This window comes from Ornithinimicrobium kibberense (assembly GCF_006519705.1).
GTDB classification, from domain to species: Bacteria; Actinomycetota; Actinomycetes; order Actinomycetales; family Dermatophilaceae; genus Ornithinicoccus; species Ornithinicoccus kibberensis.
On the sequence record NZ_VFXM01000020.1, the window covers coordinates 1 to 24190 of the forward strand.

The following is a 24190-nucleotide window of genomic DNA, read 5'->3' on the forward strand; positions in this document are numbered from 1 at the left end:
TCGCCGAACCTTCCGACGATGCACCCATGTTAGGACACCTGTACGACATACCCGGGTTTGCGACCCGTCCTCCAGCACCTCTGGGGACGAAGAGGAGCGAACACCAAGGATGTGGACGGCCAGCGACGCCCTCCCCGGCGTCGCTGCCGGACGCGCGCGACCGGACGGTCGAAACGGGTGGGTGAGTCAGGCGCCGGGATGGTCCGTGCCCACCGGCCGGGCACCGCACCCGTGCAGCTTCAGGAAGCGTGGTGGTGCTCTGCGTCCCGCAGCCGGTACCCCACCTCGCGCACCGACTCCAGCAGGTCGGGGGCCCCGGCCTGCCGCAGCTTGGTGCGGATCCGGCTGATGTGGGTATCCAACGTGCGAAGCCCCGTCCGGGGGCGGTCAAGGGCCTCGGCGAGCTCGGCGCGGGTGAGGACGTCGGGCTGTCGCAGCGCGAGCGCCAGGAGGAGATCGAACTCGGTCCTGGTCAGGTTGACCTCGGCGGTGCCGACCGTGACGGTCCGGCTCCCTGGCGCCACCCGGACGATCTCGCCGACCACCACGTCCGGCGGCACGCGGGTCTCGACAGCCGCGGGTTGCGCGCTTCGCAGGAGCGCCTCCACCCTCGCCCCGATCTTGCGCGGCGGGGCCGGCAGCGCGATGACGTCCCTGGCGCCGCGGTCGAGGAGGACGGCCTCGAAGTCGTCGGTGAGACGCTCGACCAGCAGGAGGGTGGGGACGTCAGCGTCGGTGAGCCAGCGCTGGACGTCCATGAGCAGCGGGGTGATCACCCCGCCGTGGACGAGTGCCACCGCCGGGAGCGCCTGCTCCAAGGCCTCACGCAGCTGGTGCGCCCGGACCGTCGACCAGGCGACCCCGTGCTTCTTCAGCACACCGGTGGTGACCCCGAGGTGTGCCGGAGAAGGCTGAACGGGGATCAGCCAGACGCGACGGCTCACGATGCTCCTAGCAGAGCACGAACGCCGGGACGACATTCCCGGCGACCCCTTCCTAACCTTTGCAGTCTTTACCTTCCCTTTACCGTTGTCAACGGTTCTGCAGGGCCCCGTCCACGGCTCTCGGGCATCACCCCGTCAGCGCACGCGCGGCAGCCGTTGGTCCGACTGCAGCACCCCCCCGGAACAGGTCCCCCCGTTCCGCCAGCCGGTCCAGGATCGTCCTCACCGTCCACCGGTCCGGCCGCAGCTCAGGATCCTCCAGCTCGTCCCAGGCGATCGGCGCCGACACTGGTGCCCCGGCCGCCGGCCTCGGGCTGTACGGCGCCACCAGCGTCTTGTTCACCGCGTTCTGCGTGTAGTCCAGCCGCGCGAGCCCGCCCCGCTCCTTGACCGACCAGCTCCAGCTGACCAGGTCCGGCACCACCGCCCCGATGCTCCGGGACACCTTCTCGGCCCACGCCCGCGTGTCCGCGAAGGTCGGCCCCGGCGGATCGGCACCCACACCTGGAACCCCCGCCGACCCGTCACCTTCGGATAGCCCCGCACCTCCATGTGGTCCAGCGCGGTCCGGTGCAGCCGGGCGAGCTCCACCGTCTGCTCCCACGTCGTCTCCTCGCCGGGGTCGATGTCGAACATCACGTAGCTCGGCCGGTCCGGCGCCTCCGTCGGCGAGGTCCACGGATGCCACTCCAACGCACCGAAGTTCGCCACCCAGACCAACGCGGCAGGCTCGTCGACGACCAGGTAGGTCCGCGTCTCACCAGGGTCGGCGTCGGGGTTGTCCCACCGCCCGATCCACTCCGGGGCGTGACCGGGCAGCTCCTTGTGCCAGAACCCGTTCGACCCCACGCCGTCCGGGAAACGGTGCATGTTCAGCGCCCGCCCCCGCAGGTAGGGCAGCACCGTCGGGGCCACCTGCGCGGCATACCGGAGCAGGTCGCGCTTCGTGACCGGTTCCTCACCCTCCCGCGCGGGGAAGAGGACCTTGTCGAGGTTCGTCACCTTCAGCGTGCGCCCGAAGACCTCCCAGCTGCCGGCCTCGCCGAACCCGTCCAGGGCCGCCAGCTCCTCGTCGGCCACCACGGCGACCCCCCCGTCCCCGACCTCCACCGAGGCGCGGTTCGCGGGAAGGTCGGAACGCCATACCCGCTCCGGGTCCGCCCGCACCTCCTCGTTGGTGCGACCGCTGAGGACGGACCGGGGGAAGTCCTCGGCGTCCCAGCCCTCTTCGACGTGCTCGTCCTGCTTGTGGAACAGCAGCCACTGCTCCTTGTCGCCCTCCTGCCGGCCGGTCCGCACGAGCATGAACTCGCCCCGCAGCTTCTCCCCGTGGAGCCGCACGTGCAGCGTTCCGGCGCGGATCGCCGCCGCCGGGTCGTCGTCGTGGGACTCCCACGTGCCGGTGTCCCAGACGATGACGTCGCCGCCGCCGTACTCGCCCTCGGGGATGACCCCTTCGAAGTGGAGGTACTCCATCGGGTGGTCCTCCACGTGGATGGCCAGCCGCCGCACCTCCGGGTCGAGCGAGGGCCCCTTCGGCACGGCCCAGCTCGCGAGCACCCCGTCGACCTCGAGCCGGAAGTCGTAGTGCCGCCGCGTCGCCCGGTGCCGCTGGACGACGAAGACGGGTCCGGAGCCGGCGGGGTCGTCGGGGCTGTCGTCGCCAGCGCTGCCCTCGGGGGCCTTCCCGCTCGGCTCCGGGGTCCTCCCGAAGTCCCGCATGCGCCGATAGGTGCGCAGGGCCTCCTCGGGCGCCGGTCCCGCCTCTGCGGTCGCGTCCTGGTCCGGGGTATGCCGCTCGCGCGCCACCCCTCCACGGTGCCACGGGGCAGGAGGTGACGCGCGTGGTGGAGCCTCTCCACACCTCGACCGTGCCGGACCGCCTGTCCACAGGAGGCTGTATGACAGGTGTATGACAGCAGAGTATCGTCCCAGCATGGGCATCGTGAACGTCCGAATCTCCGGAGAGGCCGAGCAGGCACTCGCCGAGCTGACCGCCGACGGCACATCGACCTCGGAGGCGGTCCGCCGCGCCCTTCTGGACGCTGTCTTCCTCCGCCGGCGACAGCAGATGCGGGCCGAGGCTGCCCGGGCCCTGGCCGACCCGGACGACCGCGCGGCGGTCGAGGAGGCCATGCAGGAATGGGCCGATGTTGATCCGGGGTGACGTGTATGCCGTGCCAACCGCCCGCGGCGCTCGGGGGCACGAGCAGCGGGGGCCCCGCCTCGGTGTCGTGGTCCAGGCCGACGAGCTGCCGCTGTCGACCGTGGTGCTGGCGCCCACGTCACGCTCCGCCCCGCCGCGCATCTTCAGGCCCGAGGTCCAGATCGCCGGGGAGCGGACGTGCGTGCTCGTGGAGCAGCTGAGGACGCTGGACGTGGGCCGGCTCGGCCCGCTGGTCGGTCACCTCGACCTGGCGGACCAACGATCCGTGGACCTGGCCCTCGAGCTCGTCCTGGGGCTCGATCGTCCGGGCAACGGGTAGGAGAGGTCTGCGAGGAAGGGGAGATCTGCGAAAGGGTGGGGTGATGGCGCAGTCGAAGGACACGGTGCAGACCGCCTACGACCTGGTGGCGGACGACTACGCGCGGCTGCTGCCGGACACCCGTGCCGAGACCGCCCTCGACCTGGCCGTGCTCGACGCCTTCGTCGCACGGGTCCGGGACGAGGGGGATGTTCTCGACGCCGGCTGCGGGGCCGGGCGGATGGCCCGCCACCTGGCCGACCGGGGCTGCAGGGTCCGCGGTGTGGACCTGTCGCCCCGGATGATCGCGGCCGGACGTCGCGCCCACCCCGACCTCGACCTGACGGTGGCGTCGCTGGCCGACCTTCCCTTCGAGGACGGCCGGTTCGCGGGGGTCATGGCGTGGTACTCCACGATCCACACCCCCGACGAGGAGCTGCCCGGCGTCCTGGCCGAGCTCGTCCGGGTGCTGCGGCCGGGTGGCCACCTGCTCGTCGCCTTCCAGGCGGGGGAGGGTGTCGTGGACCTGGCCGAGTCGTACGGCCGGCACGGGCACGACGTCGTCCTGGAGCGCTACCGGCGCACGGTGGGGACCATGGCCGACCTCCTGGTCCGGGCCGGCTGCCGGGAGGTGGCCCGGATGGTGCGTGCCCCGGAGGGGAAGGAGGCGGAGGACCAGGCGGTACTGCTCGTGCGGCGGCGATGAGCGGCGGCTCAACCCACCCACACCTGCTCCGGCTCGGGGTGGGACAGGAAGTGGCTCATCGCCTGGGTGACCGCGTAGGCGCCGGCCTGCCCGAACACCACGACGTCCCCCGGGCGCAGGTCCTCGGGCAGGTCACCGGAGCCGACCCGGTCGAGCGAGGTGCACAGCGGGCCGGCCAGCGTCGTCGGCACGAGGCTCGCGCCCGTCCGGTCGGCCGGACCACCGTCGCCCAGCATCCCCACACCCGGCCGCAGCGCGACCGTCGGGAACGACTGCCCGGTCAGCAGGGGCCGCAGCAGGTGGTTGATCCCGCCCTCGAGCATGACGAACCGCTGGCCGCGCGAGACCTTCGTCCGCACCACGCGCGCGCAGTAGACCCCGGTCGGCGCCGACAGCCACCGCCCCGGCTCGAGCAGCAGCTCGCCCTCGAACCACGGGTTCTCGGTCAGCACCCGACCCAGTCCGGCACCCAGGGCGCGCACGTCGAGGCTCGGCTCGTCCGCGGCATACCTGACCCCCAGGCCGCCGCCGAGGTCGATCAGGTCGAGGCCGTGCCCGAGCACCCCGGCCAGCTCCCGCCCGATGCGCAGCGCCGTGCGGTGGTTGGCCAGCAGCCGGCCGGCGTCCAGCTCGTTGCTGGCCGCGAACACCTGAAGCCCGGTGATGCGCACCCGGTCGTACGCCCGCGCCGCCGCGACGAACTCCGCCACCTCCTCCTCGTCGACGCCGAACGCGCTCGGACCGCCGCCACCGATGATGGCCGCGACCTCCGACACACCCGAGGCGGGGTTCACCCGCACGCTCACCTCGAGCGGCTCGTCCCCGGTGTTGAGGGTATGCAGCCGCGCCACGTCCTCGATCCCGTCCACCTGGACACGTGCGCCGGCGAAGAGCGCCGCCTGCAGGTCGCGCTCGGACTTTGCCGGCCCGGCGAAGACCATCCGCCGGCCCGTGCCCCCGGCGGCGAGCACGGCCGAGACCTCGCCCGCGCTCGCACAGTCGAACCACGCACCGGCGGCCGAGAAGGTCTCCAGCAGCGGCAGGCCGGGGTTGGACTTCACGGCGTAGGCGAGGCGTACCCGCTCGGGCAGCGCGGCCCGGAGCCGGGCGAACCGCTCCCGCGCCACGCCCAGGTCGTAGGCGAAGAACGGTCCTGCGTGGTCGGTGGCGAGGTCGAGCAGCCGCTCGGCCCCGAGTGCGAAGAGGTCGGTCGTCGACGGTGCCAAGATCATCCTTCCCACCAAGGCGCCAGGCGCAACAGGCCCTCCACGAGCTCCTCGACCGGCCCGCCGAGGCTGACCCGGAGGAAGCCGGCGCCGCGCGGCCCGAAGGCGACCCCCGGCACGGTCGTCACCAGGCTCTCGTCGCGGACCCGCAGGGCGAACGCGGTCGTGCCCGCCGGGTCGATCCCGGCCGGGAGGGGGAGCCAGAGGTAGAAGCCGGCGCGCGACATCGAGCGGGATCCGGCTCCTGCAGCGGGTTGCTGCCCGCTGCAGGAACCGGTTCCCGCTGCAGGTCCGGGGTGTGGCCTGCCCGCAACCGCGTCGGCCAGCGCCAGCAGCTCCGGCGCCACCTCAGCCAGCACCTCCCAGCGCCGGGCGACCTCCCGCCGGGCGGCCGGGAGCACCTCGCCGGCCGACGTCAGCAGAGCGGTCGCGGCGTCCTGCGAGGGCCGGGCCGGGGCTGTGGTCATCGCGTTGTGGACGACCCGAGCGGGGGCCAGCAGCTCCGCCGGGCCGACCGCCCACCCGACCCGCAGGCCGGGGGCACCGAAGGCCTTGCTGACTGAGCCCAGCACCACGCCGGCGGCGAGCCCGGCCACCTCGTGCAGCCCGGCTGGTTGTCCGCCCGCGCCGACCCACAGGTCCCGGTAGACCTCGTCGCTGACCAGCACCGCCCCGTGCCGCGTGCACAGCTCGGCCAGCCGCCGCAGCGACTCCGCGTCCGCCAGCCCTCCGGTCGGGTTCGCCGGGTGGTTGACCACGACCACCGATACCGGACGCCCCGAACGCAGCGCCTCGCCCAGCGCCGCCTCGACCAGGTCGACGTCGAGCGCACCGCCGGGACCCAGGGCATACCCCACGGGGTGCGCCTGGCAGAGCTGCGCCAGCGAGCGGTAGGCCACGAACCCCGGGTCCGGCACGAGCACCGCGCTGCCCGCCTCGACGTGCGCGTGGAAGAGCGCGAACAGCGCCGCCTGGCTGCCGGAGGTCACCATGACCTCCTCCGGCGCGAGGGGTATGCCGTGCTGCCCCGCCACCGCCGCGACCAGCTCGGGGGAGGAGGAGTTGGGACCGTAGGGCAGCGGCCCGCCGGTGCGGCCCTGGTGCTCAAGTGAGCGTCGGGCCGGGGCGGGCATCGGCCAGCCGGGCTCGCCGAGGGCCAGGCTGACGGTGCCCTCGCGCGCGCCGACGGCCATGCGTCGGATGGGGGAGACGGCGAGGCCGCCCACCCGTGCTGCGACGGTCACCGCAGCGCCCCCTCGAGGACGGTGGCGGCGTCGGTGCCGGCGTCGCGGTACTTGACGATGACCGGCGCGTAGAGCGAGAGGCCCAGCACGTCGGCGTAGTCGCCGCGGGCGGGCCGCGACCCCGGCACGACGACTGCGCCCTCGGGCACCTCGCCGCGCCACTCGCGCTCCTCGACCAGGTCGTAGACCGTCGTCCCGGCCGTCAGCACGACGCCCGGCGCGAGCACGGCCCGCGAGCGCACGACGACCCCTTCGTAGAGACCGCACTGCGCCCCCACGAAGACGTCGTCCTCGACGACGACCGGGCGGGCGCCGACCGGCTCGAGGACGCCACCCAGCTGGACCGCGGTCGACAGGTGCACGCGCTCGCCGACCTGGGCGCACGAGCCGACGAGCACGTGGCTGTCGACCATCGTCCCGGCCCCGACGTAGGCGCCGACGTTGACGTAGCTCGGCGGCATGACGACCACCCCGGCCGCGACGTGGGCGCCCCGGCGCACCGAGGTGCCACCCGGGACGACCCGCACGCCGTCGGCCGTCCCGAACGTGCGCGCCGGCACCAGCGACCGGTCGACCGCGCCACCGGGCCAGTCCATCTCCACGGTGTCGCTGAGCCGGAAGGCCGCCAGGATGCCCTCCTTGACCCAGGCGTGAGCCGACCAGCTGCCGTCCTCGCCCCGGGTCGCGGCGCGCACCGTCCCCGCCTCGAGGTCGGCCAGCAGCTCCTCGACCTGCTCGACCGTCCCGACCCGGCGCTCGCCGTCCATCGTCCGCACCTCGTCCACGCCGTCCGTCACCTGCTCCTCCGTCCCTACCGTCACGACGCCACCCGACCGGTCAGGCTCTCCCGGGCCGGCGCGTCCAGCCGTGCGGCGCGACGGGCGGCGACCACCCCGGCGAGCGCCGTCTGCACCTGCGACCAGGTGCCCGGCTCGGCCGGCGACAGCGGCAGCCGGACCATGGCCGTCCCGAGCCCCAGGCAGGCCAGCGCGGCCTTGACCGGCACGGGGTTGGTCTCGACGAACATCGCCTCCATGAGCGGTGCCAGCTGCCCGAACAGCTCCCGCGCCCGGTCCAGGTCCCCGCGCCGGGCGGCCCGCACGAGCTGCGCGGTCTCGACCGGGGCGACGTTGGCGCACACCGACACCAGCCCCTGCGCGCCGACCGCGACCGAGGCGAGCGCGAGGTCGTCGTCACCGGCCAGGACGACCCGCCCGGCGGGCACCTCCTGACAGATCCTGGCTATCTGCCGCAGATCGCCGGAGGACTCCTTGACCGCGACGACCTGGTCGACCTCCCAGATCCGCCGCATGGCCTCGGGCGTGAGGTTGGTGCCGGTCCGCCCGGGCACGTTGTAGGCCACGATCGGCACGCCCGGCGCCGCCTCGGCGACCGCGCGGAAGTGCGCGACAAGCCCGCTGACCTGCGGCTTGTTGTAGTACGGCGTCACCACGAGCAGCCCGTCGGCCCCCGCCGCGACCGCCTGGGCCGCGAGCTCGCAGGTGCGGTCGGTGTCGTTGTGGCCCACGCCCACGACGACCGGCACGTGCCGCCGCAGCCGTCCGGCGCGCCGCGCCGCCGAGACGTGCCCGACCGCCTGCCGCACGAGCGCGTGCCGCTCGGAGTCGGTCACGGTCGCGGCCTCGCCGGTCGACCCGAGCACGACGAGGAAGTCGACGCCCCGCCCGTCGGCGAGCACGTGGTCGAGCAGCCGCGCGTACGCCGGGTGGTCCACCTCCGGCTGTCGCCCGGCCCCTCCCGCGTCGGTGCCGGTGGTGAACGGGGTCGCCAGGGCGACGCCGAGACCGGTGAACGGGGCAGCAGCCAGGTGGGACATGAGGAACCTTCCGTGCAGGTATGTGGCGCGCCCGGTCAGGCGGCCGCGTCCGGCGCGGGTGCGCCGGGGGTTGTGGGGGTGGTCAGGGTCGTCAGGTGCTCGGCGGCCAGGTCGGCCATCGACCACCGGCCGGCGGGTCGGCCGACCAGCCATCGGGCGGCCGTCAGCGCGCCGGTGGCGAAGACGGCCCGGTCGTGGGCCTCGTGCGCCAGGGTGATCGTCTCCAGCGCGGAGGCGGCGACGACCTCGTGCCGGCCGACGACCTCGCCGACCCGCAGGCTGGTCGTCTGCACCTGGCCGGCGTCCGCGTCCGCGCCCTCGGCCAGGGCCTCCCGCAGCAGGACGGCCGTCCCGCTCGGGGCGTCGACCTTGTGCCGGTGGTGGGTGTCGGTGACGGCGAGGTCGACGGGGGAGGGGGTGTGCGCGGCATACCGTCCCAGGGCGCGCGCCAGCTGCTCGACCAGGGCGACGCCCAGGGAGAAGTTGGGGGCGACGAGGACGGGCAGGTCGACGTCGGCCGGCACGAGCGCCGGGTCCCAGCCGGTGGTGCCGACGACCAGCGGGGTGCCGGTGCTGCGGGCCCAGGCGAGGTGGCCGGCGACCGCGTCCGCGGAGCTGACGTCGACCGCGACGTCGACCGGTGCCAACCCGTCGAGGGACGTCCCGCGGCCGACCGCCCAGACGACCTCCACGTCGTCCTGCGACGCGGCGGCAGCCCGGATCGCCGACCCGAGGCGGCCGGTGCCGAGAAGTCCGACGGAGAGTGCCATGCGTCGAGTATGCCGCCGCTGGAGGGGGCCTTCAGGCACTGTTTGTGCAGGTCAGAGAGGGTTTCCTGCCGTCCGCCGCGTTGACCGGACGATCTTCGGCGGTGGGGTGCCGGCGGCCTCCGAGACGTCCCGCGGATCGGCGAGAAGTTGGTACGGGCAGGAACGCGAGGGCCGGGCCGCTCAGGGACGGACGAGCCCCGACCGGTAGGCCAGGGCCACGAGCTGGGCCCGGTCGTGCGAGCCCGTCTTCATGAGCAGCCGGGAGATGTGCGTCTTGACGGTGGCCTCGGAGAGGAAGAGCATCTCGGCCAGCTCGGCGTTGGTGGGGGCGTCGGCCATGAGGCGGAGGACCTCGATCTCGCGGGGGGAGAGGAACTCCAGCGTCGGCCGCCCCCGCCCGTCCGTCGGCGACATCGCCCGGAGGGTGGCGATCACCTTGCCGGCCACGCTCGGGTCGATCCAGGAGCCGCCCTCGGCGACCGTCCGGACCGCGTCGACCAGGTCGGACGGGGCCGAGTGCTTGAGCAGGTAGCCGGAGGCCCCCGCCCGCAGCGCCCCGTAGAGCACGTCGTCGTGGTCGAAGGTGGTCAGCACGAGCACGGCGACGGTCTCCTGCGGCACGCCCCCGTCCACGGCCCCACCCGCGTCCTCAGCCACGTTCCCGCCGCGGCCCCCCTCCGTACCCCGACCCACGGCCGTGGACCCCTGGACCTGGTGCTCGGTGATGAGCCGGGTGGCCTCGACCCCGTCCACGCCCGGCATCCGGATGTCCATGAGGACCACGTCGGGATGCTCCCGCTCGGCCAGGACGACCGCCCGGGAGCCGTCGGACGCCGTGCCCACGACCTCGACGTCCGGCTCGGCGGCGAGCATCATCGCCAGTCCCTCCCGGACCTCCCGCTGGTCGTCGGCGACCACCACGCGGATCATCGCCGGCCACCCTCGACGGCGCCCGCGCCGTCCGCGGCCTGGTGGGAGGCCGGCGCCTGGGACGACGCCGGCGCCTCGGACGAGGTCGCCGCCTGGGACGAGGCCGGCGTCGGGGACGAGGTCACCGCCTCGGGCGGGGCCGTCAGCGGGAGGTCGGCGGTGGTGACGAACTCCTCGCCGACCCAGCCGGCGTCGAACCGCCCGCCGACCAGCTCGACCCGCTCCCGCAGGCCGACCAGCCCGTGGCCACCCTCGGCGACGTCGGGCCGGAAGCCCTCGGGTCCGGGGCGGCAGCGCACCTGGAGCTGCAGCTCGTCGGTGCCCCAGGAGATAAAGACGTCGACCACGGCCCCGTGGCCGGCGTGCTTCATCGCGTTGGCCAGCGCCTCCTGGAGGACGCGGTAACCGGCCAGCCCCACGGACCAGTCCACGTCCCGCGGCCGGCCGGACTGGTGCACCTCGACGACGAGTCCGCTGCTGCGGGTGATCCGGACCAGCTCGTCGACGGCGTCCATGCCCGGTGGGCTGCTCACGACCTCCCGCTCCACCGGCCCCTCCTGGTGCAGCGCGCCGAGCAGCCGCTGCAGCTCGCGCATGCTCTGCGACCCGGTCGTCTCGACGGAGGTCAGCGCCGCCTCGACCGAGCCCCAGCGGGCGTCGCCCTGACCGTCGCCCTGGCCGCCCTCGGGGCCCCCGCCCTGCCCGTCCCGGGCGATCGCCCGGGCCACCGCGCGGGCCCCGGCCGCCTGCATCATCATCGCGCTCACCGAGTGGGCGAGGATGTCGTGCAGCTCCCGGGCGATCCGGCGGCGTTCCTCGGCGACGGCCTGCTCCTGCAGCCGCGCGAGCTCCACGCGCAGCCCGGCGGTGTCGCGCGCGGCCCGCTGCTCGCGGCGGCCGAACAGCCACACCCCTCCGGCCACCGTCGCCCCGATCACCGACCCGACGAACGCGTCCGAGCCCCGGTCCGGGTGCAGGGCCACCGGCCCGGCCACGGCCACCACGCCCAGCACCAGGGCGGTCCGGGCGAGCCGTGGGCCGTCGGCCGTCCTCGCGGCGGCGTAGAGGGCCAGCAGCGCCCCGGCGACCGGCTGGGCCTCGACGGAGACGTAGCTCAGCGCCAGCGTCACCACGGTCATGGCCGTCAGCACCGTCATCGGCCACCGCCGGCGCAGCAGCAGCACGGAGTAGACCAGCGCCAGCACGATCATGTAGGTGGCCACGTCGACGTCCCACCGGCCGAACGCCAGCCAGTGGTGGCCCGTGCGTTCCTCCCCCGAGGCCAGCGTGAGGAAGAGGTCGACGAGGTAGACCACGACCGTGGCTAGCAGGAAGACGACCTGCCGCCACCTCCGGGGCGTGACCCGGGCCGCCCATGCGGTGACCGCCGCTGGCGCGGTGCGGGAGTCCGACGTCATACCTCTCCCTTCCCGGCGCAGCGGTCCGTCCCTGCCATTGTCGCGCAGGACGGCGTATGAGGTGTGGCCGCGGCGTCCGCCCCTGCCACCCCCTGCTGCGGCAGGGACGGACGCCGTTCGTGGTGCACGCGCGCCAGTCGTCCCAGGGCTGGCACGCTCACGGGTCGGCGGCTCCTCGACGAGAGGTGCTCCACCGGGTGCACCGTCAGTCAGTCTGGTGGGCGGGGGGACCGGGGTCGTCATCCTCCAGAGTGATTTCCGGGCGTCGTGGGGCTGCAGGACCCCGCCGGACGGAGGTGCGGGTGTGGCAGGCTGGGCGCACACGTCCTGCGCCCGGTCGCGGCGCGGACCCGGCACCAGGAGGACCCATGGAGCGCGTGCAGGTCGACTTGGACACCGAGGGTGCGGGCCGCGGCACGGTCATCCGCTACGGCCACTGGGGGCGGCCGGTGCTGGTGTTCCCCTCGGAGGCCGGCCGCGCTTGGGACTTCGAGAACAACGGCATGGTCGACGCGGTCCGCGACCTCGTCGAGGGGGGCCGGGTCAAGCTCTACTGCGTCGACGCCTTCGACCACCTGAGCTGGTCCGACAACAGCCTGCCGACCGAGGAGCGGGCGCGTCGTCACGGCACGTACGAGAAGTGGATCCTGGAGACGGTCGTGCCGCGGATCGACGAGGACTCGCCCGGCCACGCCGGGATCGTCACCACCGGGTGCAGCATGGGCGCCTTCCACGCGGTGAACTTCGGGCTCAAGCGGCCGGACCTGTTCCCGGTGGCGATCGGCCTGTCCGGCAACTACGACCCGACGTCCTGGCACTGCTGGGGCGACCTGGGCGAGGCGACCTACTTCGCCAACCCGTGCGCCTACGTCCCGGGGATGGAGGACGGCCACCTCGACTGGGTTCGGGCGCACGCCAACATCCTGCTCGTCGTCGGCCAGGGCGCCTTCGAGGTGCACCCCACCAAGTCGCTGCCCGGGGCCCATCAGCTGGCCGACCTGCTCGCCCAGAAGCACATCCCGCACGAGCTGGACGTCTGGGGCCACGACTCGGCCCACGACTGGCCGTGGTGGCGCAAGCAGCTGGCCCACCACCTGCCGCGGTTCTGCTGAGGCGCGTCGCTTCCTCAGGTCGATCACTCCTCGCCTCCGCCCCTCATCAGCGCGTCTTTGCCAATTCTTGACCAACCCTTGACCCTGGCTTTACCGGAGCGGTAGAACTGCCCCTAGGGCGAACCGTCTGGTGCGGAAGCCCGGGACAGGGGCACGCCGTGAGTGCGGACGAGAACGTCTCCACACCGGCCTGGTCGGCGTTCAGCCGGCGCAGGTTTCTCGAGTACGTCGGGATCTCCGGCGCCACGGGGGCCGCCAGCGCGGCCGCCGCCCAGCACGCGTCCGCGAGCCCTTCCGCGACGGTCTCCGGCGGGGCCAGGACCGTCGCCGAGGAGAACCAGCTGCCCGGGTCCCCGCCGGAGGAGTGGGAGTCCTGGGGCGACTTCACCTCCATCGCCGGTTTCACCACCCGCTACAGCTACCTGCCCGGCGACACCGTCCAGTTCAAGATCTCGGCGGAGGCGCCGGCCTACGACATCACGATGTTCCGCCTCGGCTGGTACCAGGGCAACGGCGCCCGGCACCTGGCGGACGTGACGCCCACCGGGTTCCCCCGGCAGCCGGAGCCCCTGCGGGACGAGACGACCGGGCTCGTCGACTGCGGCAACTGGTCGGTCTGCGCCACCTGGCAGGTCCCTGCAGATGCCGTCTCCGGCGTGTACTACGCCCTGCTCAGCCCGTCCGACGGCAGTCGGTCCAGCCACATCTTCTTCGTCGTCCGGCGTCCCGGTCCCTCCGACATCCTCGTGCAGACCTCCGAGATGACGATGCACGCCTACAACCGGTTCGGCGGGAACAGCTTCTACTACGGCCAGCCGGCGGGCCGGGCCTACAAGGTCAGCTACAACCGTCCGCTGCAGAACGACGAGGCCGAGAGCAACTTCCTCAACGCGGAGATCCCTCTCGTGCGCTGGCTGGAGCGCAACGGCTACGACGTCTCCTACTGCGGGGGCATCGACGTGCACCGGGACGCCGGCGTCCTGCAGGGGCGCAAGGTCTACATCTCCTCCGGTCACGACGAGTACGTCAGCGGGCCCCAGCGGGCGCATGTGGAGGCCGCCCGGGACGCCGGCACCCACCTGATCTTCATGACCGGGAACGAGTACTTCTGGCGGGTCCGCTTCGAGCCCTCCATCGACGGCTCGGCCACCACCGACCGGACGATGGTCTGCTACAAGGAGACCCTGGACGACGCCAAGACCGACCCGCTGCCCGAGTGGACCGGCACCTGGCGCGACCCCCGCTTCAGCCCGCCCTCCAACGGTGGCCGCCCCGAGAACGAGCTCACCGGACAGCTCTTCCGCGCCATCCTGCCCATCGCCTCCCCCGACTACCGCATCACGGTCCCGGCCGAGTTCGCACGGCACCGCTTCTGGCGGGACACCGCGGTGGCCGAGCTGCAGCCGGGCCAGACCCGCGACCTGGCCCCCAACACCCTGGGGTACGAGTTCGACGTCGACGCCGACAACGGCTTCCGCCCGCCGGGCCTGATCCGGCTGTCCACGACCGAGGCCGAGGTCCCGGCCCTGCTCATGGACTACGGGAAGACGTACGTCCGGGGCACCTGCACGCACCACCTGACGATGTACCGGGCCGCCAGCGGCGCCCTCGTGTGGGGAACCGGCACCGTGCAGTGGTCCTACGGGTTGGACGACTACCACATCAGCGACGTCGACACCCCGACCGATCCCGTGATGCAGCAGGCGACCATGAACGTCCTGGCGGACATGGGCGTCCTGCCGACCACCCGGCAGTCCGGGCTCGTCATGCCGGTGGCCTCCGCGGACACGCTGGCCCCCACCACGACGATCGTGACCCCGGCGCCCGGCAGTCAGGTGCCCATCGGGACTCCCCTGGTGCTCACCGGGACCGCCGTCGACGCCGGCGGCGGGATCGTCGCCGCGGTCGAGGCGTCCGTCGATGGCGGGGCGACCTGGCACCAGGCCACGGGAAAGGAGTCCTGGACCTACCTGGCCACGCCCACCGAGACGGGCGACTTCACGGTGCAGGTCAGGGCGGTCGACGACAGCTGCAACATCGGCGCCGCCGCCACGCTGACGCTCACCGCGGTCCCGCGCGGCTACCCCTGCACCATCTTCGCCGAGGGCACCGTCCCCGCCACCGAGGCCGTCGACGACCCGGGAGCCATCGAGGTCGGGGTGCGGTTCGAGCCCCAGATCGACGGCTTCGTCACCGGGTTGCGGTTCTACAAGGGTGCGGGCAACACCGGTGAGCACCTCGGCCGGCTCTGGACGGCCGGTGGCACGCAGCTGGCGTCGGCCCCCTTCACCGCCGAGAGCCGGGCGGGGTGGCAGACCGTCTCCATCCCGGCTGTCGCGGTCTCCGCCGGCACGACCTACGTCGCGTCGGTCTTCATGCCGGCGGGGCACTACCCGGCCGACGCGGGGTTCTTCCAGTCGGCCTACGAGCTGGCCCCGCTGCGGGCGCCCGCCAGCGGCGAGGCGGGCCTCGGCAACGGGGTGTACCGGTACGGCACGGCCGGGTTCCCCACCCAGACCTTCGGGGCGACCAACTACTGGGTCGACGTCCTGTTCGACACCGACAACCACCTGGCGCCGACCGTCGTCGACCACAGCCCGGCGTCCAACCTCCAGTCGGTGGCCCCGACGACCACGGTTAGCGCCAGGTTCAGCGAGGCCGTCCTGCCAGAGTCCGTCGAGCTCACCCTTCAGGGCCCGGACGGTGCCGCCCGTGCCGCCGCCCTCACCTACGACCCGGCGACCCGCACCGCGACCCTCGCTCCCGAGTCCGCCCTCGAGCCCCTCACGGCCTACACGGCGACCGTCGCCGCCGCCACCGACGAGGTGGGCAACCCCCTGGAGCCCTTCTCGTGGGGCTTCACCACCATCGGACCGCCCGGGACCACCCCCACGAGCCTGTGGGACACCGCCGCCGGGCCGGTCAGCTTCGAGGACGACCGCAGCCCGGTCGAGCTGGGGTTGCGCTTCCAGGTCACCCTGGCGGGCGCGGTCACCGCGCTGCGGTTCTACAAGGCCCCCGGCAGCAGCGGTTCCCACGTCGGACACCTGTGGGACGAGGACGGCTCCCTCCTGGGGACGGCGGTCTACGCCTCGGAGACGGCGGTCGGGTGGCAGCAGGCGCCGCTGAGCGCGCCCGTCGACCTGTTCCCGGGCCGGACCTACACCGTGTCCTACCACCTGCCGAACGGGTCCTACGGCTTCACGTCCGCAGCGTTCGCGGCGTCCGGCCACCGGCGCGGGCCCCTGCAGGCCCCGGCGAACGACACCGTCGGCGGCAACGGGGTGTATGCCTACGGGTCCGGGGGACTGCCGACCAACGCCCACCGCAGCACCAACTACTGGGCGGACGTGGTCTTCGAGGTCGCACCGGACGTGGGTCCGCCGGAGGTCGTCGACGTCGAACCGGCGTCCGGGCTCCTCGCCGTCGCCCTCGACACGACGGTGCGCGCCCAGTTCGACGAGCCGGTCGACGAGGCCTCGATCTCGTTCCGGCTGCGCACGGCCGACGGGGTGGAGGTGGCGAGCACGATCGCCTACGACCCCGGGTCGGCCACGGCGACGCTGACGCCGCGCGACCGTCTCGACCGCCAGGCCGGCTACACCGCCACGGTGACGGCGACGGACACCGCCGGCAATCCCATGGCCCAGCCCCACACCTGGTCCTTCACGACCGTTGCGGCGGACGGCTCCTCCCCGACCACCTTGTGGGACACCAGCTTCCGGCCGGCGGTCGAGGCCGAGGGCGATTCCTCCCCGGTCGAGCTGGGCGTCCGGTTCCAGACCTCCCGCCCAGGGACGATCACCGGGCTGCGCTTCTTCCGGGGGCCGGGGAACGACGGCCCGCACATCGGTCATCTCTGGACCGCCGACGGCACCCTCCTGGCCACGCTCAGCTTCACGGGCGAGACCCGGAGGGGCTGGCAGCAGGCCCTCTTCGCCGACCCGGTGCCGGTCGCGGCCGACACCGCCTACGTCGCGTCCTACCACGCACCCGTCGGCCGGTACGCCGCCACGTCCGGCGGCCTGGCCGCGGGACGCACCAACGGGCCCCTCGTCGCGGTCGCCGGCGGGTCGGACACACCCAACGGCGTGTTCGCCTACGGACCCGGCGGTTTCCCCTCCAGCAGCTGGGGGAGCGGCAACTACTGGGTCGACGTCATCTTCGCCGACAGCGTGGCTCCCTCCGTGGTCCAGCGGTCGCCGGACCCGGGGGCCGTGGTGGCACCGGACGTGGTGGTCTCCGCCGTGTTCGACGAGCCGGTCGACCCGGCGACCGTCGCCCTCTCCCTCCGGGACGGCGGGGGTGGGAAGGTCGCGGGGACGACGACCTACGACCCCGAGACGTGGCGGGTGGCGCTCGCCCCGGACGGTCCGCTCGCACCGGGGGCCACCTACACGGCCAGCGTCTCGGGGGCGACCGACCCGCAGGGCAACGTCATGGACGCCGCGGTGAGCTGGAACTTCACGGTGGCGGACACCGGGTTCTCCAGCCTGTGGAGCCTCGCCGACGCACCGGCCGTCACCCTCTCCGGCGACCCCGGGGCGGTGACGCTGGGGCTGAGGTTCCGGCCGGTGGTCGCGGGGCACGTGCACGGTGTCCGCTTCTACAAGGGAGGCCCGGCGAACGCGGGGCCGCACACCGTGACGCTGTGGAGGGACGACGGGACCGAGGTCGCCACGGCCGTCCTGGGCGCCGAGAGCGCCCGCGGCTGGCAGACGGGGATGTTCACCGCCCCGGTCCCGGTGGTGGCCGGAACCCTCTACGTCGTCTCCTACCACGCGCCGCACGGCAACTACTCGGTCACCGGCGGGTACTTCACCGACGACGCCCGGGCCAACGCCGAGGTGGAGGCCCCACGGAGCGCGGACGTGGGCGGCAACGGCCTCTACCGGTACGGAACGTCCGCGGCGTTCCCGCAGAGCTCGTGGAACGGCAGCAACTACTGGGTGGACGTGCTCTTCCGGACGGGCTGACACCAGCTCGGTCGCCGCGTCGGAGCGGGGTCGACCGACCGGTGCCGGCCCTCGGGCAGGGGCATCTCCTCGAGACGGAGGCATCATGCAGGGAGAGAGCAACGGTCGGCCGCTGCGTGTCGCCGTGGTCGGCGCCGGCTACTGGGGGCCCAACCTGATCCGCAACTTCGGCGCCAGCCCCGAATGGGACCTGCGGGTCGTCGTCGACCTGGACGCCGACCGGGCCCGTCGGGCGGTCGCGGCGCAGCCGGGGGTGCGGACCACCGCCTCCCTGGCCGAAGTCCTCGACGCCCACGAGGTCGACGCCGTCGCGATCGCGACCCCGGCGGCCACCCACGAGACGCTGGCGACCCAGGCGATGGAGGCCGGGGTGCACGTCCTCGTCGAGAAGCCGCTGGCCCACTCGACGGACGCCGGTGAGCGGATGGTCCGGCTCGCCGCCGCGCGCGGCCTGGTGCTCATGGCCGACCACACCTACTGCTACACGCCCGCGGTGCGCAAGCTGCAGGAGCTGGTGGCGGACGGCGAGCTGGGTGAGGTCCTCTTCGTGGACTCCGTGCGGATCAACCTGGGACTCGTCCAGCCCGACGTCGACGTCTTCTGGGACCTCGCGCCGCACGACCTGTCGATCCTGGACCTCATCCTCCCCGGGGGGCTGAACCCGACGACCGTGGCGGCGCACGGCGCCGACCCCCTGCGGGCCGGCAAGGCCTGCGTGGGCTACCTCACCCTGCCGCTGCCCGGGGGGGCGATGGCCAACGTGCACGTCAACTGGCTCAGCCCGACGAAGATCCGCCACATGGTCGTGGCCGGCACCCGGCGCACCGTCGTCTGGGACGACCTGAACCCCCAGCAGCGGCTGAGCGTCTACGACCGCGGGGTGGACCTCGTCCAGCAGGCCGAGGACGCCACCCGACGACGCAGCGCGATGATCTCCTACCGGCTCGGCGACATGTGGGCCCCCGCGCTCCCGGAGGTCGAGGCGCTCCTGCAGATGGTGACCGAGTTCGCGGCCTCCATCCGGGAGGGGCGCCCCAGCATCACCGACGGCGCCGCCGGACTCCGGGTGCTCCGCACCCTCGCGGCCGCGCAGGAGAGTCTGGCGCTGGGAGGGGCGACGGTCCCGCTCCCACGGACCGACGCGCGACCCGGTCCCGGGGGCAGTCGCACGAATCGGGGCGCGGCATGAGCACGGTGGCCGGCGCGTCCGCCGTCGTCAGCGGAGGTGCCGGCACGATCGGCTCCACGCTCGTGGACCAGCTCGTGGAGGCCGGCGCCTCCCGAGTGGTGGTTCTCGACAACCTCGTGCGGGGCCGCCGGGAGAACCTCGAGCACGCCCTGGGCACCGGTCGCGTCGAGCTGGTCGAGGGCGACATCCGCGACCGGGACCTGGTCCACGACGTCGTCCGCGGGAGCGACCTGGTGTTCCACCAGGCGGCCATCCGCATCACCATGTGCGCCGAGCAGCCCCGACTGGCGCTGGAGGTCCTCGTGGACGGCACGTTCAACGTCGTGGAGGCTGCCGCCGAGCACCGGGTGGCCAAGTTCGTCGGGGCCTCCAGCGCGTCCGTCTACGGCCTCGCCGAGACCTTCCCGACCCGTGAGGACCACCATCCCTACGACAACGACACGATCTACGGTGCGGCCAAGACCTTCAACGAGGGGCTGGTCCGCAGCTTCCGTGCCATGCGCGGGCTGGACTACGTCATGCTGCGGTACTTCAACGTGTACGGCCCCCGGATGGACATCTACGGGCTCTACACCGAGGTCCTCGTGCGGTGGATGGAACGGATCGCCGACGGACGGCCCCCGTTGATCTTCGGCGACGGCAGCCAGACCATGGACTTCGTCTACGTCCCCGACATCGCCCGCGCCAACGTGCTGGCGGCCACGAGCGAGGTGACCTCGGGCGTCTACAACATCGCCAGCGGGACCGAGACCTCGCTGCTGGAGCTCGCCAGGGCGTTGCTGCGGGCCATGGGGTCCGACCTGGGCGTCGAGCACGGGCCGGACCGCCCGGTCAACGGGGTCACCCGTCGTCTCGCGGACACGACGGCCGCCCGGCGGGACCTGGGCTTCGAGGCGAGCACCGGGCTGGAGGACGGGCTGCGGCAGCTGGTCGAGTGGTGGCGGCCGCGCCGCGAGGCCGTGGCGGCCGGCGCCCCGGCGGGGGGTGCCCCGTGACCCGCGTCAACGTCATGCAGCCCTGGCTGGGCGAGGAGGAGGTCGCCGCGGTCGCCGAGGTCATCCGGTCCGGCTGGGTGGCCCAGGGCCCGCGGGTGGCGCGGTTCGAGCGGTCCTTCGCGGCGCGCCAGGAGGTCGGGCACGCCGTCGCCACCTCGAGCTGCACGTCCGCCCTCCACCTGGCACTCCTCGTGGCCGGGATCGGCCCGGAGGACGACGTCGTGGTCCCGTCCTTCTCCTTCATCGCCACGGCCAACGCGCCGACCTACGTGGGCGCGAGACCGGTCTTCGCCGACGTCGACGCGGGGACGGGCAACCTCACCCCGGCGACCGTGGAGGCCGCGCTCACCGATCGCACGCGCGCGGTCGTCGCCGTGGACCAGGGGGGTGTGCCGGTGGACCTCGACGCCGTCCGTGAGCTCTGCGACCCCCGGGGGATCGTGGTGGTCGAGGACGCCGCCTGCGCGATCGGGTCCACCTACCGGGGGCGTCCCGTCGGGGCGGGGGCCGACGTCACCGCCTGGTCCTTCCATCCGCGCAAGCTCCTGACCACGGGAGAGGGCGGGATGCTCACCACGCCGCACGAGGAGTGGGCGGACCGGGCGGCACGGCTCCGCGAGCACGCGATGAGCGTGTCGGCCGCCGCTCGGCACGCCCAGGTGCTCGCCCCGGCCGAGGAGTATCTCGAGGTCGGGTTCAACTACCGCATGACCGACCTGCAGGCGGCGGTCGGACTGGTCCAGCTCGACCGTCTGGACGCCATCGTCGCGCGCCGGCGGCAGCTCGCGGCCGCCTACCACGCCGCGATCGGGGAGATTCCGGGGCTGCGCGCGGTCACCGACCCCGGCTGGGGCACGACCAACTACCAGTCGTTCTGGGTGGAGGTGCTGCCGCGCCACCCGCTCGACCGGGACACGCTGCTCACCCGGCTGGCCGAGGCCGGGATCTCGGCGAGGCGGGGGATCATGGCGGCCCACCGGCAGCCCGCCTACGCGGACCGCAACACCGGGGGCGCCGACCTGTCCGTGACCGAGCGGCTGACGGACCGCACGCTCATCCTGCCGCTCTACCACCAGCTCACCGACGACGAGCTCGGCCGGGTCGTCGACGTGCTGCGCAGCACCCGGGGCGGCTGAGGTGGACGACGTGCTGCTGGTGGCCGCCAGCGGCCTGGCGCGGGAGGTGCTGGCCGTGGTCCGCGTCCTCGGCCGTCACCGGGTGGTCGGCGTCCTGGACGACGACCCCGCCCTGCACGGGTCGAGCGTGGACGGCATACCCGTCCTCGGGGGCACGGAGCAGGTGGCCGCCCACCCGGATGCCCAGCTGCTCCTGTGCCCAGGGGACGGGGGCGCCCGACGGGCGGTGGCGGAGCGGCTCGCGGTCGGGCCGGAGCGCTGGGCCACCGTGGTCGCGCCGTCCGCCGACCTGGCCCCGGACACGACGCTCGGGCACGGGGTCGTCGTCCTCGGCGGGGTCGTCGCGACCGCGGCCGTCACCGTCGGCTCCCACGTCGTGCTGATGCCGCACGTGGTGCTGACCCACGACACCCGCGTCGGCGACTTCGCCACCCTCGCCGCCGGCGTGACGCTCGGCGGCCGCGTCCGAGTGGGGGAGGCGGCATACCTGGGCATGTCCGCGAGCGTCCGGCAGGACGTCCGCGTCGGCGCGGGCGCCGTGCTCGGCATGGGCGCGGTGCTGCTCACCGACCTGCCCCCCGGCCAGACCTGGGCCGGGGTGCCGGCCCGTCCGCTGGCCGCCCGGACGACGGAGGCCCCGGCATGAGAGTTCCCCTGGTCGACCTGGCCGCGCAGGGCGCCGAGATCGCCGACGAGGTCCTTCCCCGCCTGCGCGACGCGCTGGAGCGGGGCGCGTTCATCGGCGGGCCGGCCGTGGCCGGGTTCGAGGAGGAGTATGCCGAGTACGCCGGCGTGCGGCACTGCGTCGGGGTGGGCAACGGTACGGACGCGCTCGAGCTGGCGCTGCGCGCCACGGGGGTGGGCCCGGGCGACGAGGTGATCCTGCCGGCCAACACCTTCATCGCCACGGCGGAGGCGGTCAGCCGGGCGGGGGCGACCCCGGTCCCGGTCGACGTCGACCCCGATCACCTGCTCATCGACCCCCGCGCGGTGGCCGCGGCGGTGACCGACCGCACCGCGGCGATCGTGCCGGTCCACCTGTTCGGGCAGACGGCGCCCGTGGCCGAGCTCCTCCCGGTGGCAGGGACGGCGGGGGCGGTCCTGATCGAGGACGCCGCCCAGTCGCAGGGTGCCAGCCGGGCCGGCCGCAGGGCCGGGACCTGGGGCGTGGCGTCGGGCACCAGCTTCTACCCCGGCAAGAACCTCGGCGCGGCCGGCGACGCGGGGGCCGTGCTCACCGACGACCCGGAGGTCGCGGGTCGGGTGCGGGTCATCGCCGACCACGGCAGCCCGCGCAAGTACGTCCACGAGGTCGTCGGCCTCAACTCCCGCCTGGACGCGGTGCAGGCGATCGTGCTCTCGGCCAAGCTGCGCCGCCTGGAGGAGTGGAACGACCGGCGCCGTGCCGCGGCGGACCGCTACGACGAGCTGCTGGCGCACGTCGAGGGGGTCCGGACGCCCCGTCGACACCCGGACAACACCGACGTCTGGCACCTCTACGTGGTCCAGGTCGAGGACCGTGACCGTGTCCTCGCCGAGCTCGTGGAGCAGGGGATCGGGGCGGGCGTGCACTACCCGACGCCCGTGCACCTGACCCCCGCGTACGCCCACCTCGGGCACGCCGTCGGGTCGTTCCCCGTCGCCGAGGCCGCGGCCGCCCGGATCCTCTCGCTGCCGCTGCATCCGCACATCACCGCCGAGCAGCAGGAGCGCGTCGTGACCGAGCTGGCCAGGGTGACGAGCCGGCCATGACGCTGGACCCGGACGGTGCGCCCGCCCCCGAGGGCGGATCGTCGAGCCTGGCGCGACAAGCCTCCAGAGCGCTCGGCTGGAGCGTCCTCAACGCCTTCGTCTCCAAGTTCGGCACCCTTGCGATCGGTATCGCGCTCGCCCGGCTCCTGGGTCCCGAAGCCTTCGGCACCTACGCCGTCGCCATGGTGGCCCTGCTGGCGGTGCTCAGCTTCAACGAGCTGGGCGTCAGTCTGGCCATCGTGCGGTGGCGGGGGGACCCGCTGCGCATCGTGCCGACCGTCACCACCGTCTCGGTCAGCACGAGCCTGGTGCTCTTCGTGGCGGCCTACCTGGTGACCCCCACGTATACCGCGGCCATGGGAGACCCGGAGGCCACGAGCGTCGTCCGGCTCATGCTGGTCGGGCTCGTGGTGAACAGTCTCGTGGCCAGCCCGGCAGCGCTCATGCAGCGAAGGTTCCGTCAGAAGCAGCGCATGCTGGTCGACCAGGTCAACGTCTGGGTGGGGGCGGTGCTGTCGCTGTTGCTGGCCGTGGCCGGTCTCGGGGCGATGAGCCTGGCGATCGGGCGGGTCGTCGGGTCCGTCCTCGGGGCGCTGCTCTTCATCTGGTTCGAGCCCGCGGGGATGCGCTTCGGGTTCGACCGAGCCTTGCTGCGCCCGCTGCTGCGGTTCGGCCTACCGCTCGCCGGGTCGAGCAGCATCGTCTTCGCGGCCGGGTATGCGGATCAGATCGTGGCCGGGTCGCTCCTGGGACCCACCGAGCTCGGGTTCTACGTCCTGGCCTTCAACCTGGCGTCCTGGCCGGTGACGATGTTCTCCCAGCCGTTGCGTGCGGTCGCGCCGGCAGCGTTCGCCAGGCTCCAGGACGACACCGCCGCCCTGACCGGATCCATGCGGTGGGTCGTGGGTGTGCTGGCCGCAGCAACCTTCCCCGTCTGCTTCCTCCTGGCCGGTGCGGCTGGCCCCGTCATCCGTCTGGTCTACGGGGCCCAGTGGGCCCCGGCCGCCTCCGCGCTCGCCTGGCTCGGCGTCTTCGCCGCACTGCGCATCGTCTTCGAGCTGGTCTACGACTACCTGGTGGTGCTGCGCCGGACTCGGGGCATCTTCGGCATCCAGGTCGTGTGGCTGGTGGCCCTGGTGCCGGCGCTGGTGCTGGGAGCCAGGGGCTGGGGCATCGCAGGTGTCGCGGCCGCGCAGGTCGTCGTGGCCATGGTGGTGGTCCTGCCGCTCTACCTGGTCCAGCTCGCGCGCACCGGTCTACCTGCCGCCAGCGTCCTGGGACGGCTCGTCGTCCCGTTCCTCGGTGGAGCCGCGGTGTGGCTGGGGGCTGTTCTCGCCTCGCGGACGGTGGGGGGCGATCTTGCCGCTGCTGCGTCGTCGGCGGTGCTGGCGGGAGCAACGGCGGCCGCCCTCGTCCTGCGGGACCGCACCGTCGTGGCCCGCCTGCGCGAGATGCGCCGACAGGCCACCGACCTCCCGGTGAAGGTGTGA

Annotated in this window: 21 protein-coding genes; 11 read left to right on the plus strand and 10 right to left on the minus strand. The window is 73.6% G+C overall.

The genetic code is table 11. The features are described from left to right. Window positions 1–239 precede the first annotated feature (239 nt). From FJR00_RS14850 to ligD (FJR00_RS14855), 3 genes are all read right to left on the minus strand, one after another. A complete protein-coding gene (locus FJR00_RS14850) occupies window positions 240–944 on the minus strand; it encodes a winged helix-turn-helix transcriptional regulator (RefSeq protein ID WP_238330522.1) in 705 nt (234 codons plus the stop codon). 127 nt (window positions 945–1071) lie between these two features. Beyond that, window positions 1072–1389 (minus strand): non-homologous end-joining DNA ligase LigD, encoded by a 318-nt coding sequence (gene ligD / locus FJR00_RS16610; RefSeq protein ID WP_337678398.1) that lies wholly within the window; start codon window positions 1387–1389, stop codon window positions 1072–1074. Next, complete coding sequence (ligD, locus tag FJR00_RS14855; protein WP_238330523.1) at window positions 1284–2753, minus strand: non-homologous end-joining DNA ligase LigD; 1470 nt, start codon at window positions 2751–2753, stop codon at window positions 1284–1286. Before ligD (FJR00_RS14855) ends, ligD (FJR00_RS16610) begins: the two co-directional genes overlap by 106 nt. A 127-nt stretch (window positions 2754–2880) precedes the next feature. Between ligD (FJR00_RS14855) and FJR00_RS14860 the strand changes: the two genes are divergently transcribed. The 3 genes from FJR00_RS14860 to FJR00_RS14870 are packed head-to-tail and all read left to right on the plus strand — an operon-like array spanning window position 2881 to window position 4115. Continuing rightward, on the plus strand, window positions 2881–3111 hold the full coding sequence (locus FJR00_RS14860) for a hypothetical protein (RefSeq protein ID WP_141339408.1): 231 nt from the start codon (window positions 2881–2883) through the stop codon (window positions 3109–3111). Continuing rightward, window positions 3095–3430: a type II toxin-antitoxin system PemK/MazF family toxin gene (locus FJR00_RS14865; protein WP_238330524.1), complete on the plus strand. Its 336-nt coding sequence runs from the start codon at window positions 3095–3097 to the stop codon at window positions 3428–3430. The genes FJR00_RS14860 and FJR00_RS14865 overlap by 17 nt, the downstream gene beginning before the upstream one ends. Before the next feature lie 43 nt (window positions 3431–3473). Further along, window positions 3474–4115, plus strand: a complete 642-nt coding sequence (locus tag FJR00_RS14870; protein ID WP_238330525.1) for a class I SAM-dependent methyltransferase — start codon at window positions 3474–3476, stop codon at window positions 4113–4115. A gap of 8 nt (window positions 4116–4123) precedes the next feature. Here FJR00_RS14870 and FJR00_RS14875 read toward each other — a convergent pair whose 3' ends face one another. The 7 genes from FJR00_RS14875 to FJR00_RS14905 all read right to left on the minus strand — a co-directional run bounded on the left by FJR00_RS14875 (window position 4124) and on the right by FJR00_RS14905 (window position 11540). Beyond that, a complete protein-coding gene (locus FJR00_RS14875; protein WP_141339409.1) occupies window positions 4124–5347 on the minus strand; it encodes an alanine racemase in 1224 nt (407 codons plus the stop codon). Then, on the minus strand, window positions 5344–6585 hold the full coding sequence (locus FJR00_RS14880; protein ID WP_141339410.1) for a pyridoxal phosphate-dependent aminotransferase: 1242 nt from the start codon (window positions 6583–6585) through the stop codon (window positions 5344–5346). Before FJR00_RS14880 ends, FJR00_RS14875 begins: the two co-directional genes overlap by 4 nt. Beyond that, complete coding sequence (locus tag FJR00_RS14885) at window positions 6582–7406, minus strand: 2,3,4,5-tetrahydropyridine-2,6-dicarboxylate N-succinyltransferase (protein WP_238330526.1); 825 nt, start codon at window positions 7404–7406, stop codon at window positions 6582–6584. The genes FJR00_RS14880 and FJR00_RS14885 overlap by 4 nt, the downstream gene beginning before the upstream one ends. After that, the gene (gene dapA, locus FJR00_RS14890) at window positions 7403–8422 is read right to left on the minus strand and encodes a 4-hydroxy-tetrahydrodipicolinate synthase (RefSeq protein WP_141339411.1); all 1020 of its coding nucleotides are present in this window, start codon (window positions 8420–8422) and stop codon (window positions 7403–7405) included. Before dapA ends, FJR00_RS14885 begins: the two co-directional genes overlap by 4 nt. 35 nt (window positions 8423–8457) lie before the next feature. Further along, complete coding sequence (locus tag FJR00_RS14895; RefSeq protein WP_141339412.1) at window positions 8458–9192, minus strand: 4-hydroxy-tetrahydrodipicolinate reductase; 735 nt, start codon at window positions 9190–9192, stop codon at window positions 8458–8460. 180 nt (window positions 9193–9372) lie between these two features. Next, on the minus strand, window positions 9373–10122 hold the full coding sequence (locus tag FJR00_RS14900; protein WP_141339413.1) for a response regulator transcription factor: 750 nt from the start codon (window positions 10120–10122) through the stop codon (window positions 9373–9375). Further along, complete coding sequence (locus FJR00_RS14905) at window positions 10119–11540, minus strand: histidine kinase (protein WP_181409659.1); 1422 nt, start codon at window positions 11538–11540, stop codon at window positions 10119–10121. The genes FJR00_RS14900 and FJR00_RS14905 overlap by 4 nt, the downstream gene beginning before the upstream one ends. 368 nt (window positions 11541–11908) lie before the next feature. On the opposite strand from FJR00_RS14905, the gene FJR00_RS14910 reads away from it, so the two are divergent. From FJR00_RS14910 to FJR00_RS14945, 8 genes are all read left to right on the plus strand, one after another. Next, window positions 11909–12652, plus strand: coding sequence for an esterase family protein (locus tag FJR00_RS14910; protein WP_141339415.1), 744 nt, complete (start codon window positions 11909–11911; stop codon window positions 12650–12652). A 158-nt stretch (window positions 12653–12810) separates the two neighbouring features. Beyond that, entirely contained in the window at window positions 12811–17628 is a 4818-nt protein-coding gene (locus FJR00_RS14915; protein ID WP_141339416.1) for a DUF4082 domain-containing protein, read from the plus strand. An 85-nt stretch (window positions 17629–17713) separates the two neighbouring features. After that, window positions 17714–18817 (plus strand): Gfo/Idh/MocA family protein, encoded by a 1104-nt coding sequence (locus FJR00_RS14920; RefSeq protein ID WP_141339418.1) that lies wholly within the window; start codon window positions 17714–17716, stop codon window positions 18815–18817. After that, window positions 18814–19812 carry an NAD-dependent epimerase/dehydratase family protein gene (locus FJR00_RS14925; RefSeq protein WP_141339420.1) on the plus strand — a complete coding sequence of 333 codons (999 nt, stop codon included), beginning with the start codon at window positions 18814–18816 and terminating at the stop codon, window positions 19810–19812. Before FJR00_RS14920 ends, FJR00_RS14925 begins: the two co-directional genes overlap by 4 nt. A gap of 14 nt (window positions 19813–19826) precedes the next feature. Beyond that, complete coding sequence (locus FJR00_RS14930) at window positions 19827–20948, plus strand: DegT/DnrJ/EryC1/StrS family aminotransferase (protein ID WP_141339480.1); 1122 nt, start codon at window positions 19827–19829, stop codon at window positions 20946–20948. A gap of 10 nt (window positions 20949–20958) precedes the next feature. Then, on the plus strand, window positions 20959–21594 hold the full coding sequence (locus FJR00_RS14935) for a NeuD/PglB/VioB family sugar acetyltransferase (protein WP_337678399.1): 636 nt from the start codon (window positions 20959–20961) through the stop codon (window positions 21592–21594). After that, window positions 21591–22700, plus strand: a complete 1110-nt coding sequence (locus FJR00_RS14940) for a DegT/DnrJ/EryC1/StrS family aminotransferase (protein ID WP_141339424.1) — start codon at window positions 21591–21593, stop codon at window positions 22698–22700. The genes FJR00_RS14935 and FJR00_RS14940 overlap by 4 nt, the downstream gene beginning before the upstream one ends. Next, complete coding sequence (locus FJR00_RS14945; RefSeq protein ID WP_141339426.1) at window positions 22697–24190, plus strand: oligosaccharide flippase family protein; 1494 nt, start codon at window positions 22697–22699, stop codon at window positions 24188–24190. Before FJR00_RS14940 ends, FJR00_RS14945 begins: the two co-directional genes overlap by 4 nt.